The following is an 18569-nucleotide window of genomic DNA, read 5'->3' on the forward strand; positions in this document are numbered from 1 at the left end:
TTTACAAACAGCGGACAATTCGGTTATTTTTGCTATAATAAGCTTATTCAATCTCTTTTTATCAAACAAACATATTATAAAATATCTGATTACCAGTTGTTTAATATTTTTATATACAAAAATAGATAGAATTTGATATTATAAAACTAATACTCAAATTCTACCTAAAAAAGATAGGAATATCTAATTCCTGTATATAAATCGATAGAAAAAATTACTTGAATTCTCGTAAAAACTTCCGTATTGGAATTTGTTTTATTCCTTCATAAGAACTACCCTCCAGTTCATCCATTGTAATAACCATTTTGGGATAATTGTCTTTAATAGCCAATAGATTTCCGAATTCTCTTTCATGAGTTTTTGGGTCCATAACAGAGTAGGCTACCTGAACGTATATTTTTTCACCATCTTTCTCACCGACAAAATCAATTTCTCTATCTCCATCTCTTCCGACCGAAAGATTATAACCATTGACAAGAAGGTGATGGCAAACGATATTCTCCAATACTTGTCCTATATCGTTAGGTCTGAAAGGACGTATTGCGTGTCGTATGCCCAAATCTTCAAAATAATACTTTTCTCCGATTTGGAACTGGCGTTTTCCTTGAATATCAGCAGGTCGTAATCTTTTTACAAAATAAGCATTGTTTAAATAGGTTAGATATTCTAATATCGTCTTTGGAGGTAAATCAACACGTTGGGATTTAAGATATTCACTTATTTTATTTGCAGAAAACAGATTTCCTATCGTATCAGCCAGATATATGGTTAAGTCTTGCAATTGTCTGACATTTCTGATGTTGTACCTATTTACTACATCTTTAAGAATAATCGTATCATAAATACTTCTGAGATAATCTGATACTAATAACTCATTGAAAGGGAGATTGATCAGATAGGGTAATCCTCCAAATTTGTAGAACTTCGTAAAAGAGTCAGAACTATCTTCCAGTTTGTGGAACTGTAAAAACTCGTTATAAGTAAGGCTGTATACTTTAAATTCAATATAACGGCCACTTAAATAAGTAGCCAACTCACCGGAAAGCATGTTCGCATTACTACCGGTACAATATACATCATAACTACCTTCCGCAAAAAAATGCCGTAGTGCTTTCTCAAAGTTTGTGATATCCTGCACTTCATCAATAAATAGGAAACATTTATCATTCAGATTATTACGTTTTTGAGTTACATAATTTACCAGATCAGAATAATCTTTTAAACCATCAAACTCGAATAATTCCTTATTGATATAAATAAAGTCTGAAAAAGGATATGACAAACGTATATAGTCCATTAACTGGAATATAAGAAAACTCTTCCCGACACGACGTTGTCCGGTCAGCACCTTTATCATCTGCGTATTTACAAATGGCTTGATACGATCAAGATATAACTCTCTTTTATAAAACTCCGGGATTTTCATGACCTATTACTTATAAGTAAAACTTTTTGCAAAAATAGTGATTTTATTTCGTATAAGGAATAAAAAGATTTCTTTTGAACAGAAAATAAAAAAGCGAGAATGTCATATAGTCATCCTCGCTTTTTATTAAATTATAATATAGATTATTTATCAAACCACATCGCATCCCATATTTTAGGTGAATCTTTTGGAGCATTCGGATTTGTGCTTAATTCGTCTGGAGAATATTCCCAACGACGAATCAAATCTTTAGATGATGCTTCTGCTGGTACAGTCAGAGCAGGAACTTCATTGCCTTGTGTACCGGAACGACGCCATTGAACAAATGCTTCAAGAGGTCTGTCCATCAAATCAATCCACTGTTGCATATGAATTTCGTAAAGAGCTTCACTTTCTGATAATTTAGACAAATCTGGTAATTTAGATAAAAATGTTTTTGTTGCTTCTGTATCTGCTTTATAATAGTTACATGCCGCCTGCACACCAGCCTGGAATAATTCATTCGCTTTAGCCAAATCTTTAGTTACACCGATACCACGGGCATACACTTCTGATTCCAAAAGTAATTGTTCCTGATAGGAATAAAGAACATCCGGACAATCTTTTCTATATAGATAGGAACTGATAGCTGATGAGTAAATATTTCCGTCTTCGTCATCTTCTGCATCCTGACGGGTGTCAAGAGCTCTGAATACACCATCATGTCCCGGATCGAAATAGCGTGGAATACGTGAGTCTGCGTATTTTTCCATTGGTTTAAATACATTGTTATGTGCAAAAAACATAGTATTGATACCTCCGGTATACTTTGCCAGAATTCCATATTTAGGATTTTCATTTCCTGCTGTTTCGGAATATTGGAATTCCATATTTCCTGCTGCAGAAGTGATCATTTTCTTTTCATCCATCATCTTTTTGATATCATCGGCTTTGCTGGGATCTGCATCCACCATAACCATTAATGTACGGAATTTAAAAGAATTAGCAATCGCTATCCATTTGGACATATCTCCCTTAAAATAAGGGTCATATTCGTCAATGCAGTTTTTATCATTGATATCAATCATTGCCAGTGCCTGGTCCAGCATATCAATAACCCCATTTAAGACATCTTTCTGATCATCGAATTTCGGATATTTAATTTCTTTTTTCCATGCTTCAGAGAAAGGTACATCTCCATATATCATAGTTGTTTCATAAACCTGCATAGCTAACAGTATTAAACACTGTGCTTCTGCATTTTTATTTTCCGGAACACTATTTTGTGCTTGTTGTATGGCCAATTGAAGGTTGTTACCACATACGGAATAGTAACTAACCCATGTGTTTCCTAAGCTATACGTGCTGATAACATAATAAGCTTCGCCCCAACCACCATAATTGTCACCTCCGTCAGCTTGCGACTGAATGGATTGTGAGAAAGGAATGTAAGAGTCACCTCCAATACGATTACCGGACCAGTTAACAGCAGCATAGTTGAACAAATACCCTGCTTCCACTTTCTCTGCTGTATTCGGATTATTGTTTACATCTAACCAATCACTGCAACTGCTGAGTGTACTGCAAACAACCAGCAATAGAAGTATATATATATTTATTAGATTTTTCATTTTATTTACTGTTTAATTTTAGTTGAAATAATAAATTAATTACAACGTCAGTTTCAAATTAAATCCGAAGCTACGTGTTGCAGGAATACTGTTGAATTCTACACCTTCACCAATTTCAGCCGTACCAAAGAAGTTAGCTTCCGGATCAATATGGGGAACATGAGATTTGATCAACCACAAATTACGACCTTCAAATCCTAGATCCAAAGATTTGATAAAGAAATCCTTAAACCATTTTCTGGGTAATGAATAGGAGAATGTTAACTCTCTAAGTTTTACATAAGAAGCATCAAAAACACAGCCTTCTGTATTAGATGTTTTTGCCATATGACTCCAATAGTCCTGCATATTTTTAACAGGGACATCATTTGGACGGCTAGTTCCATCCGCATTCATAATAACTCCTGATTCAATGTATTGGTCTTCACGTCCTACAGCTGTTTCAGCAGAGAGACCGAGTGATCTTAAAGAAGAAACTGTTCCTGAATAAAGACTTCCACCCTGGCGAATATCAATTAGGAAGCTAAGGTTGAATCCTTTATAAGAAAGACTATTATTGATACCCATTGTAAAATCAGGATAGATATCACCTAAACGAACATTGTTTTCTGTTTCACGTAAACCTGTTTTTTCGTTGATAATAAAGTTTCCCTGGTCATCACGTTTCCATCCTGTTCCATACAACCCGAATGACTCGCCAACCTGTGCCTTTACCTGTAAACCACTCCATCCGGAAGTCAATGTATAGTTTGTCATTCCTTCTGCCAACTCATTTACAGTTTGTTTATTAGATGCAAAGTTTATGTCCAAATCCCATTTCCAGTCACGTGTACGGACAGGGGTTAATCCAAGACTGATTTCAATACCATTGTTCGTTAATTTACCGGCATTGATATTATTTGTAAAATAACCGGTAGAACGAGGTACATCTATAGAAACAATCTGATCTGTTGTTACATTACGGTAATAAGTAGCATCTAAACGTACACGATTGTCAAAAAATCGTAGATCGGCACCAATTTCAAATGCAGATTGATTTTGAGGCTTCAGATCTTCCAGAGGGAAAATACGCGGTCCGGTAAAACCAACTAAACCATTATGTGGCAAAGTGTTTACAATACTATACTGCAAAAAATATGTGTTTACAGCTTTATATTGGAATGCCAACTGATAAGGTTTTTCATCGCTACCAACGTTTGCATAGTTTATACGGAATTTACCAAAGTTCAGGATGTCTTTATTTTCCATTAACTCTGTAAAAACAAAAGCGGCACTTACTGAAGGATAGAAATAAGAACGATTGTTGACAGGTAAAGTAGACGACCAGTCGTTACGTCCTGTTACATTTAGGAATGCCATACTTTTGTAACTGAAGCCCAAATCGAAATAAATACCCATAAGGCGTTTGATTTCGTAGTAGTTTACGGGACTTGTTGCTTTTGCATTTGTATAAGTATAAAGACCATCGACGATCAAACCATTTGCCAATGTATTGTTATTAGTCCATTCGCGCTGATTGATATTATGTCCGAAAATACCTTTGATTCCGAAATCATCAAATGTCTTTTCGTATGTAACCATCAAGTCGTTATTAACAATTCTATTAGCCAAGTCCCATGTTTGGAATTTACCTTCCATTTCGCCAACAGTTCCTTTTGCATATATCTTACGTCTGGTTTCGTTATAGAAGTCAGTTCCGGCATTGTTTGAGATAGTCAATCCTTCGAAAGGCTTATATGTCAAAATGATATTGCCGATGACACGATCCATTCTTGTCGTATATTTATTTTTGTTGATAATCCAATAAGGGTTATTACTTTTTCCGTCAGGATCCAGAGTAATTTGTTTTCCGTATTCGTCCACCCAATTGTTTTTAATATCGCGTGTATCAACAGTTCTTGGCAATCCATTTACCAGAGGCACTAACAAGTTCGGGTCGTTTGAACCTTGTGCGGCACGTCCTTTGGAATCATTACGTACGTATTGTGCAGAGACACGGGCTGAAAATTTTGAGTTGAAATCCATTCCGGCATTTACAGAAAAACTATATTTATTATAATCAGACTCCGGTATAATACCTTTCTGGTTAACAGAAGAGAAGCTGGTTCTAAAATCTGCTTTTTCACCACCACCGGCAACAGATACGTTATTGATATAACTCATACCTGTTTGGTAAAAGTCTTTTACATTATCCGGATATGCTTGTAAAGTTACTTTTTCTCCTTTATAGTTATTATATTGCATACCGTCGGCAGCAGCTTTAGCAATGTTCGGTCCCCAACCGTTCAAACTCTTAACGTTGTATTCTCCGTAGTTACCTTGAGCATATTCATTTTGGAATTCAGGTAATTTAGCTACGTTCTCAAATCGCGTAGAAGAATTTACGGTAATGAATGTCTTCATGTTCTTGCTACCTTTTTTAGTTGTGATAACAATTGCACCATCTTTTGCACGTGCTCCATACAACGCTGTTGCAGCTGCCCCTTTCAGGACATTGATAGACTCAACATCATCTGAACTGATGTCGCTGGCACGGTTACCGGCATCGACGTTTCCTGTGATATCATCAGGATTATAAGCGCCATTATCAATAGGTAAACCATCAACAACAAACAAAGGTGAAGAGTTCGTACCAATAGAGGAAGCTCCGCGAATTTGAATTTTTGCAGCTCCGCCCGCAGTACCAGAGGACTGTCCGATACGTACACCTGCAACTTTTCCGGATAAAGCATTTACTACATTACTTTCACGCGCTTTGGTAATCTCTTCTCCTCCTACGCTCGACACAGCATAACCCAATGATTTTTCAGAACGTTTAATACCGATAGCTGTTACAACAACTTCGTCTATATTTTGAGTATCAGAATTTAATCTGATATTCAAAACAGCCTGAACAGCGACTTCCTGAGTTTTCATACCTACGTAAGAAATTACCAGAGTCTTTGCAGAACTCAGTTGTTTGTAACTATATGATTATCAATATATTAGTTTTAAATGAAATATTTATTTTTCTGACAGTAAACTCCGATTTCAACAATGAAATAAATTGCACAACCAATACATATGTCTATAATACAGATTCTTACAGCTCCTGTATATTCAAAAGGTAGAATTTGATATTATAAAATATAATACTCAAATTCTACCTTCTAAATAATGAATTTAACTAAACTAACTAATGTTTTACAAGTCGTTCTTTATCCTTTAAATAGGTATTTTATTATCGTGAGGTTGTATAAATATTTTTCAACCAATACTCAAAAACAGGGTCCTGTATTTCTATTACGTTACCCGGAAGAATATCGATTAAATCTTTTTCCAAGGTGGCTTTTTTTAAGTTTTTGATATTTGCTGAAGTACCTAATTTATATTTTGCTAATACATCTTTGGATGAAAAGTTGACAACACTGTCTGCCACAGCTAATAAAAAGTTTATCTGTTTAGAACTCAACGTGTCTATTATATTTGCAAATAGCAGACTTAATTGACCTGTCAAACTTGAAAAAGATTCACTGATGATAGCTTCAGTACATATTTGGGGAGTTCTGAGCCAAACCTGCTGGCTTAGCTGCTGGACATAATAGGGGTGGTCTTTTACCTTGGCTGCTATGCTGTTACATAAATCTTCAGATATGCTTTTACCCGTATCTGTAAAGCGTGTAGAAATAAACGAAACCCAATCGGCTCTACCTATTTTGTGCAAAAACAGAATATCTCCGAATTTGTAAAAAGGCATGCTGTAATCATTAAAAATATCCAGCAACATATGCCGTTTGCTTCCATAGAGGCAATAGCAGACAGATGTCTGTTTTTGCCAATGAGCGCGTAACTTGCGCTGAAAAGCCAAAGGATCTTCATATTCGTTGATATTCTGGAATTCATCAATACATACGATTATTTTTTTTCCAGAGTCATTAGCTATGGCTTGCGGCAAATCCAGTATTTCATCATAAGTTAATTTATTATCCTTGAAAGTTATGCCAAATGAAAGTTCATAAGTCTGACTGGTATCTGATAATGAAATGATTGGAGCCAACTTTCCCAGATATCTTTTGACACCGGATACAAATTCTTCCCAAGCGGAAGTCGATACCTTTAACAGCGCATTTGCATAAGCAAGATAAAATTCTTCCTCCGTCCGACAATTGAAAATATCGACATGACAGATATAATAATCCTTACTTGAATTCAGTAACAACTGTGCTGTTTTATTGACTAAAGAAGTTTTTCCCCAACGACGGGGAGATATAATGACAGTATTAACCAGGCTGTTAAAATTCTGAGTAAGCAGTTTGACTTCTTGTTCCCTGTCTGTAAAATTTTCTTTGTCTGCTATGCGACCGTAAACAAATGGAGTATTCATATTGCTTCTGTTTTTGTGAACAGAACAAAAGTAATAGAAAAACATCTAATTAACTAATTTGAAATCGATCTATTTCAAATCAATTGATTAGATGCGGACTTTCTTCTCAAAAGTATCCTGTCTATTGGTCAATTTATCTCTATGTCTTTTTGATTACTATGCATACTAATTTAAATTACATCGGCAGGTAATCAATGGTTGATAACCATCAACCGATTGGTTCATAATTATCGGCCGATTGGCTCACAATTATCAACCATACGGCCGATAATTATCAGCCGCTGATTTCGTCAGCTTCCAATATAAGAAATAAAGCAATAAGTTGTTCATAAGCAAAGGAATAAATAATAATGTGTTACAATAAAAAAACAGGGCGTATCGTAATCGCCGATACACCCTATTCCTGTCTTTATTACTTTCTATTCTCAACGGCTTCCGCCTGCCCACCAAACGGGTTCAGTGTAAACATATTGTCCGTCACCAAAAGCTGTTTTTATAGCCGGGTTGGCAAGAACATCGTCTGCACCGTATCCGAAACGATACGGGAATCTGTTGGTATTTAATGGGTTCTTCAGTTCAACGAATTCTTCACCGGCGCCTTTCATACGGCGGTAATCGCAATATGCTTCGGTAGACTCGCCTGACGCTCCGAAGAATGACAGGTATTTCTGAATCATTGTTTCTTTCAGAGGATTGACTGCGAACAGAGGTTTTACGCTTTTCTCGAAATAATCTTCTGCAACATCTGCGCCCAGGTTTACTTCGCCGCCTACCCAATTCTCAGTAGCATCTATCAGCATGTTTTCTGTATTTGCAAATCCGGCAATTACTGCTTCTTTCAATGCTGCTTCCGCTTCGTTTTTTCTTCCTAAGCGGCAAAGAGCCTCTGCTTCAAGGAATTTCACTTCGTGGTAACTGATTAACTGCGTAGGAGTAGTGATTGCCCATAAGGCCATAGACATACCATAAATATTCTGTACTTCATCCGGAGTCCCGTTGGGTGCGAAATTGATACTTTCAATATCAGTAGCCTGGTCTCCACCGTATCCGTAAACAATATATCCTGTCGGGTCCGGTTCGATAAATGCCTGAGGTGCTCTCGGGTCATTTCTTTCTACGAACTTGTCTATCAGGCTTTCGCTAGCTGCAAAACTGTTACGGCTATAGCTGAAACCCCATAATGGGTTTACCTGAGAATCTCCATCGTAAATAGTTAATTTACATTCTTCGGCAGCAGACTTGAATGAGTTGTTTACATAAGTAAGAATATCTTCCAAATCTTTTGTTTTATTACTGCTCTTGTTAAGCAGACGCATTGTATAACGTGCTTTCAACGCATTTGCGGCCTTGTACCATGCACTGGCTTTACCGGAATAAATATAGTCTTTTGAACCGACTGCACCTGACAGACCTTCATCTTTGGCATTACCGCCGTCCAAAAGAATGATGGCTTCGTCCAGATTCTTATGAATTTCAGTATAAATAAATTCCTGTGTATCTATTTTTGGCTGCATATAAGCCGGAGTTCCGTCAGGATTCAAGATACCGGTTTCGGTGAAAGGTGTATCACCGAAGAAGTCCGTAACAATGGCAGCATTGTAGGCCAGATAAATTTTAGCAATAGCTTCAGTCACCACATTTCCTTGTTCGGAAGGGTCTTCCTGGCATTTCTGAATGGCTATTTTAGCATTTTTGATATTGGAATAAACTGTTCCCCAGACATTGTTATAGGTCGTTGCGATAGTCGGTTCTCCTGTGCGTACTTCCGCTCTGTACATCTGATTGCTGATGCCTGTTTCATGTTCCATGTAAACAGACGAGTAAAGAGAGAAGTCTCCGCCAACTACACCAAATCCGGTACTGACTCCTAGGTCTGTAATCAGAAACTTAGCAGGAGCATCTGTCGGGTTATTCGGGTTGTTATTAACCTTGTCCATCGCATCTTCCGTACAGGAAGTAATGCTGAATGCAGTCAGGAATGAAAAAGCTAACAGCTTTCCTATTTTATTTATTTTCATTTTGCGTACGAATTAAAATTTAACATTGACTCCAAAACCGTAACTGGCTGTTTGAGGCATTGAATAGTCTTCAAATGCACCAGACATGTTGTTGTTACCCTGACTGGCCTCCGGGTCCAAATCAGGAACCTGTGCCCAGATAAGGACATTTCTTGCAAAAACATTCAGAGTAACCTGCATCCAATTGCTTTTGAATACCGGATAACTTACTGCTACTTCGCGAAGTTTAATGAATGAATTATCATAAATTGAAGATTCATCAATATTATTCAGGATACTATAATATTCTTGCTGTGCATTTGCACCTGTAATGCCAATATCATTTTTTGTACCGTCTTCTTTATAACCATCAAAAATGATAGTTCCTTCACGATTTTCAGTTCTCTTGCTTACACCGTAGTAGTCTGCCAGACCGGATGTTCTGCTATACATTTGTCCGCCTTGCTTCCAGTCAAGTACTGCACTGATTGTACAATCCCACAGACGTAATGTCGTGTTGAAACCCATAATGAAGTCAGGCGATACTTTACCGATAACCTGTGCTTCACCGGCAATAGGAAGACCGTCTTCGTCGACCAGACGATTACCGTTGGCATCTCTCTTATAACCGACACCATATATTACCGGATATTTTTCGCCGGCAGCTGCACGTACCTGCGGAGTTACATAACCTCCCAGACTGATATTTTCCACACCCGGAGCAAGTTCGTCAACGTAATTGTCTATTTTTGTCCAGTTGAAACCGAAGTCCCAGTTTATGTCTCTCGTTCTGATCGGATTAAAAGACAAAGTGATTTCATGTACGTTCGTATGAAGTTTACCACCATTTGTCACTAGCTTGCCGGCTCCGGTCGATGAAGCCAGAGGCACATCGAATATCTGGTCTTTTACATTCTGACGAGAGAATGTATAATTTAATGTTACCAGGTTGTCGAAGAAACTCAGGTCTGTCCCCAGTTCATAAGAACGTGTATTCTGAGGCTTCAGATTCGGGTCGTAAATTTTGTAATAAGGCGTATAACCGTTACTGCCGTTAATCGGATACAAGATTGGAGTTAAAGAATAGAAACCTCCTCCGTATGTCGGTACAGAATAAAAGTTTTCACGGAAATCGCCGGCCTGTCCCACTTCTGCATAAGAAGCTCTAATCTTTGCGTGGTTAACGACATCGTTTTTCAGCGCATCCAGTTCTGTCAGGATAAAACCCGCAGAAACAGAAGGGTAGAAGAATGCACGGTTTCCGCGCGGCATGCTTGAAACATAGTCCTGACGCCCTGTCACGGTTAAATAAAGCATGTTTTTATAAGAAGCGGATACGTTTCCGAAGAATCCGACAGTTCTTTTCTTCCAGTGTTCGGATGAAGTGGACTGAGTCGTTGCATTGTCGATATGATTCCATCCCGGGAAGTTGTAACCTGTTCCGTATTCATAATATTTACCTCTGTTGCTCTGGATTACTTCGTTACCGGCAACTACATTCAATCCCCAATCATCGTTGATATTCCAGTCATAATTAATTGTCAGCAACGAGTTGTAGGTCGCATTGGTCCAACCGTAATTTTCGATTTGGCCTTTACCGCCTCCGGTGTTACTTCCGTAACCGTAGCTATCGACATAGTCTGTTGTATATGAATCGACACCGAACATATATCTTACATTCAATGTATGGTCTGTCGTACCAAACTTCGTTTTGTAGTTTGCATACGCATTACCAAAGAAACGGTTTGTATTTTCAGTAAATTTGTTATTATCCATCGCCCAGTATGCCTGGTCGAATGCACCACGGAATGAGTTTTGTGTATAAGGGTCGCCTGCGATATGGCTAGGGATTCCTGCCAGGTCGTAGCTTGGAGGTGCGGAATAAACAGTTCTCAGCAAACCGTTACCCGAAGTAACTGCCTTATCGATTGCCGTAGTAATGTAATTACCGATGAATCCGGTAGTCCAATTGTCATGCAGTTTTGTTTCTGCACTTACTTTTACATTATATCTGTCCATTCCTGTACTAGGAATGATACCATCCTGGTGAGTATTACCCAAAGAAACGGAATAAGAGCTCTTATCCAAAGCCTGAGCGACATTTATAGAATTACTCCAGGTTACGCCGGTATCGAAGAAATCTTTGGCGTTGTCGTATGCCTGCGGTGTAGTCCAAGGGTCTAAACCTGCTGCGGCACGTTGAGGTTGATAATACATACCTTCATGATTTCCATATTCTTTAGTATATGCATTACTTGTATTTCCGCCATAAGTCGGATCATTAGGAAGGTCTGTAATTTTAGGTCCCCATGACAAACTGTTAGTAGGACTGTATTTTCCTGAAGCTCCCTGCGCATACGTTTTCTGGAATTCAGGGAGGCGTCCGATTACATCGAAACTCAGGTTAGAAGAAAAGCTAATCTGAGGTTTGCCTTTAGCCAGACCTTTACCACTTTTAGTCGTAATAACGATTACACCATTAGAAGCACGGATACCATACAAAGCAGAAGCTGCCTGACCTTTCAGGATATTGATGCTTTCAATATCGTTTGGGTCGATATCCACCGCACGATTTGCGAAGTCGGCACCGCTCACACTACCATTGTTCTGCAAATCCGTATCAACGTCAGGTGTACTTGTTACAGGCATACCATCAATTACATACAGCGGAGTATTGTCACCGGAGAAAGAACGTGCACCACGGATCGTGATTTGAGAAGACGCACCAGGCATACCGGAAGACGGTTTGATATCCAAACCTGAAACTTTACCCTGCAATGCGCCGGCTAAGTTTGAATTGGCGGCCTGAGTCAATTTTTCTCCCTTTACATCCTGGACAGCATAACCCAATGCTTTCTTTTCTTTAGAGATACCCATCGCTGTAACAACAACTTCATCCAGATTCTGAGTATCTGATTTTAAAACTACTCTTACATTCGGGGAAACGGGTACTTCTTGTGTAAGCATACCGACGTAAGAAACTATCAGTACTTTACCGTTAGAAGGAACTTCCAACGTGAAGTTACCATCATAGTCTGTCACTGTACCGACCATTGTACCTTTCACAACAATCGACGCCCCAATAACCGGCAGCCCATCATCAGCGGAAATAACAGAACCTGCTACTTTCGTGTTCTGAGCAACCACAGTGCTTATACCTATTACGAGGCACAGCAGAATAAAAGTGAACTTTTTCATCATAAACACACATTATTTATTAAACTAATAGAATTTACCATATATATACAAGTGCAATATAATTAGATAGTTAAGTGACAAAATAAGACTTGTTAAGATTTTATTTAGTCTTTGCAGAACTTGGTATAAAATGCGTAAACGAATCTAAAATCAAGGGCGAAAGATTTAAAAGAAGTAACAGGATATACATGTGGGTATCTTTTCAATGTATTTTCTATCTAGCTAGAACAGAAATAGAAATGACTTTATTTACTACTCATTTTCAAAAAAAGAGGGATTTGACTGACTATATTTTTTCACAGAAAATTAGTAGCCGATATTTTTTGACTTGCTTTGCGTTTCAATCCATCATCTTTATTTGGGGGCAAATGAAACGAAAAAATCGCGAGGCTTTTCTACCGGGGTGGTCCCCAGCGGTTTTTAGGTCAAATAAATCTTAGCCTGAAGTGTAAAAGGCAAGGGGTTAAAAATAGATAATTTTAAATCGTCTGTTTGTCGGAAATCTTAAAATAACAGCAGCTGTTTCACTTCCGGAATACCCGATTTACTTGCTATTTTGTTAATTAACAGTCCTTTTTTTGTAAAAAGTTATTAGAATTTAGTTGTTATAATAAATTTATTATTACATTTGCGGTCTCTCAGGTATGTTTTATAATAGGTTTTTGGCAAAGTATTCACAAATATAGTGCAAATTAGTTATTTATAAGTTAAATAAAAAAGTGTGTCTATGAAAAAGTTGACTTATCTTTTGTTTTGCCTAATTTTAGGTATTGGGATGGCGACTGCTCAGACGACGAAGGTAACAGGTACTGTTATCTCGGCGGATGATAATGAGCCAATTATTGGTGCATCGATTGTCGTAAAGGGTACGATGGTCGGTACAGTGACTGATTTTGATGGTGCGTTCTCTTTGGATGTACCAAGTTCTGCAAAGACTCTGGTGATTTCGTACGTTGGTATGAAGACTCAGGAGATCTCTGTTCAAACGAATCTGAAAATCTTTATGGAGTCTGATAATCAGATGATTGACGAAGTAATGATTGTGGCTTACGGTACGGCAAAGAAGAGTGCCTTTACGGGATCTGCTGCAACTATCAAGACAGAGAAGATTGCTGCTCGTCAGGCTTCTAATTTGACAAATGCTTTGGCTGGTCAGGTTGCCGGTGTACAAACAACGAGTAATACTGGTCAACCGGGTAAAGATGCGGAAGTTCGTATTCGTGGTATCGGTTCTATTTCAGCTAGCAACAAACCGTTGTATGTAGTGGACGGTGTTCCTTATGATGGCGAAATCTCTGCAATCAGTACGTCCGATATCGAATCGATGACCGTATTGAAGGATGCTGCTTCAAATGCTTTGTATGGCGCTCGGGGTGCGAATGGTGTAATCTTGATTACAACTAAACGTGGTAAGTCAGGGGATTCTCGTGTGACATTCGATGCTAAGTGGGGTGTTAACAAACGTGCTGTTCCTTCTTATGAAACAGTAACGGATCCGGGTAAATTCTATGAAATGGCTTATACTTCTATTTACAACGGAGATTTAAGTAAGGAAAAATATCTGGCAAATGGAGATTTGGTGAATGCCAATTTGTATGCTAATAAACTCATGCTTTCCAACTCTTATTTAGGATATCAGGTGTTTACTGTTCCTAACGGAGAACAGTTGATCGGTATGGATGGAAAATTGAACCCGAATGCAACTTTCGGTTATAGTGACGGTACATATTATTATAGACCAGATAACTGGAGTGATGAATTATTTGAAAATAATGTTCGTCAGGAGTATAATTTGAGTGTTAGTGGTGCATCGGATAAAATGAACTATTACATGTCTGCTGGTTATTTGGATGATCAGGGGATCGTGCCGAATTCCGGTTTCCAACGTTATACTGCTCGTTTGAAAGCGGACTATCAGGTGAAACCCTGGTTAAAGATGGGTGGTAATGTATCGTTTACTCATTATGATAGCCGCGAGCAGGATACAGAAGGCGGTTCTTCCAATGCTAATGCTTTCTATGCAGCTAATATTATGGGTGCTATTTATCCGATGTATGTCCGTGATTCCGAGGGTAATATTATGGTTGATAATCGTGGCTTCAAGCGTTATGATTATGGTTCGGATACAAATTTCGGTCGTGAAAATGTGGTTCCGAATGCTAATCCGTTGGCTAGCTATATGCTGGATAAAAGAAACTATTCAGGTGACGTGATTAGTGGTAAATGGTTTGCAGATATCGATATTTGGGGTGGAATCAAAGCTAAAATCAATATCGGAGTCGATGCCAATAATGAACGTATGAAAAATTTGGTCAATCCATTTTACGGACAGTATTCAGAAACAAGTGGTGTTGGTGGTATTATCAGTACTGAAGCTATTCGTTCGTTCAGTACGAATCAGCAATATTTGTTGACTTATAATAAGATATTCAATGATGTTCATAGCCTGGATGTATTGGCTGGTCACGAAAATTATAATTATAAGTATTCTTATTTATATGGCTCCCGTGAGAAATTGTATAATCCGAATGTTCCGGAATTAAATAATGGTATCTTGAATCAGAATAATTCATCTTACACGCATAATTATGCAACAGAAGGTTGGTTATTCCGTGTACAGTATGATTACGATGGAAAATACTTCGGTTCTGCTTCTTTCCGTCGTGATGCTTCTTCTGCTTTCCATCCGGATAACCGTTGGGGTAACTTCTGGTCGGTCGGCGCTGGCTGGTTGATTAACAAGGAGACTTTTATGGCTGACCAAAATTGGATCGATATGTTGAAGTTTAAAATCAGTTATGGTTTGCAGGGTAACGATAATCTGATGTATCAGGGTGGTTTGAACCGAAATTACTATCCGTATATGGATCAACTTACTTTATCTAATAGCAACGGCGATTTTGCAACCTCTTTGTATTATAAAGGAAATCCGGATATCACTTGGGAAACATCACACAGTTTTAACACTGGATTTGACTTTAGCTTCTGGAATGGAAAGTTGAGTGGTACTGCAGAATATTTCTCTCGTAAGACAACAGATATGCTTTATTTCAAACCGGTATCTCCGTCTATGGGATATTCTCGTTATCCGGAAAATGTGGGTTCTATGGTGAACCGTGGCGTTGAATTGGATTTGAACTCCACTATTATTAATACGAAAAATTTTAGTTGGAATGTCAATTTGAACTTGACGCATTTTAAGAACAAAGTATTGGAATTAGCTCCGGAATTGAACGGACAGCTGATCGATGGTTCTCGTATTTATCGTGAAGATGAATCCATGTATCAACTTTATTTGCCTAAATATGTAGGGGTTAACCCGGAAACTGGTGAAAGCCAGTGGGCTTTGCTGGAGCCGGATAAAGATGGTAATACAGTTACTGCAGAGTATTCTGTTGCATCTGATAATCGTTTTGTAACAGGTGATATTCTGCCGAAAGTATATGGTGGTTTCGGAACTGGTTTTACAGCTTACGGATTCGATTTCTCTATTGCGCTTGCTTATCAGTTAGGCGGACGTGTTCTGGATTATACATATCGGGCTTTGATGAGTGTAGATGCTCAGGGTTCTGCATGGCATAAAGATATGTTGAAAGCTTGGACAACGGAAAATAAAAATACAGATGTTCCACGTATGAATGTACAAGACCAGTATGCTAACAGATTGACGGATCGTTTTCTGACAAGTTCCGATTATTTGAGCTTGCAGAATATCACATTCGGTTATACATTACCGAAATCGTTGACACGGAAGTTCCAGATAGAAGGAATTCGTTTGTATTTTGTTGCAGATAATGTGGCATTGCTCACAGCACGTAAAGGCTTGGATCCACGTCAGGGTTATGTGGCTTCTGATAATGTTTATTCACCGATCCGTACTATTTCGGGCGGTATCTCATTGAATTTCTAATCCGTAAATGTATTTAGAGAATATGAATATGACAAATAAATATTTAATGTTCGCAAGTGTTGCTTGTATGCTGGTTTCTTGTGATTTGGATAAATTGCCGGAAGGTCAATATATAGGGGGCGAACAAAACGAAGATGTTATCGAACAGCGTCCGAATATGGTTATAGCTGGTGTGAACGCAATGTCTGCTCAGTTGAATGTGTTCGGAACTATTTCTGATGATGCAAATACATATCATAATGATTATGGTGTAGCAGCTGTTTACCAATTTTATGAACAGAGTAGCCAGGATATGCCTTGTACGACTTCCGGCTATAACTGGTTTAACTCAGCTCAAAATTATTCAGATCGTCTTTATGACAGTTCTGCAGATGAATTGATTTGGAAGACATATTATAACCACCTGAAAGCAGCAAACGATGTTATTGCATTGACGGAGGGGACTGAAGATCCGACCATGTTGGTTTATCGTGGACAGGCCTTGGCTGCCCGTGCTTTCGATTATCTGAATTTGGCACAGACTTATCAGTTTACGTATGCCGGACATGAAAATGAACTTTGTGTTCCGATCATTACAGAAGGAATGACAGAGGAAGAAATGCAGACGAATCCGCGTGCCACAGTTGCTCAGGTTTATGAATTGATCATGTCTGATTTGAATCAAGCTGTTGAATTATTGGCTGGTAATGATAACGGTACGAATAAAGACAAGATAGACGAGGCTGTTGCTTATGGTTTGCGGGCTCGTGCAAACTTATTAATGCAGAAATGGGCCGATGCTGCTAAAGATGCAGAAAAGGCCTTGTCTGGTGGAACACCGTACTCTTTGGCGGATGTTTCAAAGCCTGCATTTAATTCGGCAGCTGCTGATTCCTGGTTATGGGGGGTTATGATTACTCCGGATAATGATGTGGTAACAACCGGTATCATCAACTGGCCGTCACACTTATGTTCATTGACCGGTAACGGATACACAACTTTGACCGGTGCATGGCGTTACGTAAGTTCTGCTTTATACGATCAGATTCCTGACACTGACATCCGTAAACAGTGGTTTATTTCTCCGGATACAACTTCTACATTGGTAGACAATGCTTCTGTCGGAGGAGAACCGGTTATCGATTATTTCGGCCTGACGCCTTATACGAATGTAAAATTCGGGGCCTATCAAGATGTAATGGGTAATACGACCAACTCTCAGGACTGGCCATTGATGCGTGTGGAAGAAATGTATTATATCAAAGCGGAAGGTGAAGCGATGTCCGGAAACGTATTTGCTGCAAAACGTACATTAGAAGATTTCGTAAAAACATATCGTAATCCGTCATATAGTTGCACGGCTTCTTCTGCCCAGGAGTTGCAGGATGAAATTTGGTTGCAACGTCGTATGGAACTTTGGGGTGAAGGTTTTTCATTGTTCGATATTTTACGTCTGAAGAAACCTGTCGTACGTAAGAATACGAATTATGCAGCTATTGTTCAATATAATATAGAACCGGAATCTCAGATTTTGATTTATCGTATTCCACAGTGCGAAATGGAAACCAATAAGGGCATTACGGATAAAGATAATAACCCTGCAGCATCTCAACCTACTGTATAAGGTAGTTTTGGTATAATTAATAGAAGATGTTGTAAAAGCTTTGAATGGCTATGCCGATAGAGCTTTTACAACATCTTTTTTATGGTAGATAAACCTGCTCTTTCTTTAATTTATACATTAGCAGGTATAATATTCTAATACTATTTATCTTATGAATAATCTATAAAAGTCACATCTCAACAATTTTTCTTTCAGACAATAAAAAATAAACAGCCTCTTGTTTTGTTTTTAGCACCAAGTTAGTAAAAAAGTCTTTTTTGTATCCATTTCGGAAAGCTTCTTCTTGTTTTTTGTTTTTTATGATTAGTAAGTCTCTTTTATCTTTGCAGACTCATAGTAGAAATGAGTTATTCGGATCAATTGTTTTTTAAGGCAAGTCTAGGTGGGGATTTTGTCTCTTTGGAACTCCGGTAAATAAGTAATAACAAATTTTTAATTTGTCTTAGACATAAGAAAGAACTA

At 38.2% G+C, this 18569-nt stretch carries 8 protein-coding genes; 2 read left to right on the forward strand and 6 right to left on the reverse strand.

Features of this window, described 5'->3' with window-relative positions:
* Nucleotides 1-214: 214 nt before the first annotated feature.
* From HMPREF1535_RS14310 to HMPREF1535_RS14335, 6 genes are all read right to left on the reverse strand, one after another.
* The gene (locus HMPREF1535_RS14310; RefSeq protein ID WP_010800000.1) at nt 215-1426 is read right to left on the reverse strand and encodes an ATP-binding protein; all 1212 of its coding nucleotides are present in this window, start codon (nt 1424-1426) and stop codon (nt 215-217) included.
* A 143-nt stretch (nt 1427-1569) separates the two neighbouring features.
* The gene (locus HMPREF1535_RS14315; protein ID WP_010799999.1) at nt 1570-3036 is read right to left on the reverse strand and encodes a SusD/RagB family nutrient-binding outer membrane lipoprotein; all 1467 of its coding nucleotides are present in this window, start codon (nt 3034-3036) and stop codon (nt 1570-1572) included.
* A gap of 39 nt (nt 3037-3075) precedes the next feature.
* Nucleotides 3076-5991, reverse strand: a complete 2916-nt coding sequence (locus tag HMPREF1535_RS14320) for a SusC/RagA family TonB-linked outer membrane protein (RefSeq protein WP_262362565.1) — start codon at nt 5989-5991, stop codon at nt 3076-3078.
* Nucleotides 5992-6256: 265 nt separating this feature from the next.
* Entirely contained in the window at nt 6257-7399 is a 1143-nt protein-coding gene (locus tag HMPREF1535_RS14325) for an AAA family ATPase (protein WP_007652634.1), read from the reverse strand.
* Nucleotides 7400-7824: 425 nt separating this feature from the next.
* Nucleotides 7825-9417 carry a SusD/RagB family nutrient-binding outer membrane lipoprotein gene (locus HMPREF1535_RS14330; protein ID WP_046146662.1) on the reverse strand — a complete coding sequence of 531 codons (1593 nt, stop codon included), beginning with the start codon at nt 9415-9417 and terminating at the stop codon, nt 7825-7827.
* Nucleotides 9418-9429: 12 nt separating this feature from the next.
* A complete protein-coding gene (locus HMPREF1535_RS14335) occupies nt 9430-12597 on the reverse strand; it encodes a SusC/RagA family TonB-linked outer membrane protein (protein ID WP_046146663.1) in 3168 nt (1055 codons plus the stop codon).
* Between the two features lie 724 nt (nt 12598-13321).
* Here HMPREF1535_RS14335 and HMPREF1535_RS14345 point away from each other — a divergent pair.
* Nucleotides 13322-16504, forward strand: coding sequence for a SusC/RagA family TonB-linked outer membrane protein (locus HMPREF1535_RS14345; protein ID WP_082207543.1), 3183 nt, complete (start codon nt 13322-13324; stop codon nt 16502-16504).
* Between the two features lie 22 nt (nt 16505-16526).
* Nucleotides 16527-18107, forward strand: a complete 1581-nt coding sequence (locus HMPREF1535_RS14350; protein ID WP_046146664.1) for a RagB/SusD family nutrient uptake outer membrane protein — start codon at nt 16527-16529, stop codon at nt 18105-18107.
* The last annotated feature ends 462 nt before the right edge of the window (nt 18108-18569 follow it).

The organism is Parabacteroides goldsteinii DSM 19448 = WAL 12034, assembly GCF_000969835.1.
Taxonomy (GTDB): Bacteria; Bacteroidota; Bacteroidia; order Bacteroidales; family Tannerellaceae; genus Parabacteroides; species Parabacteroides goldsteinii.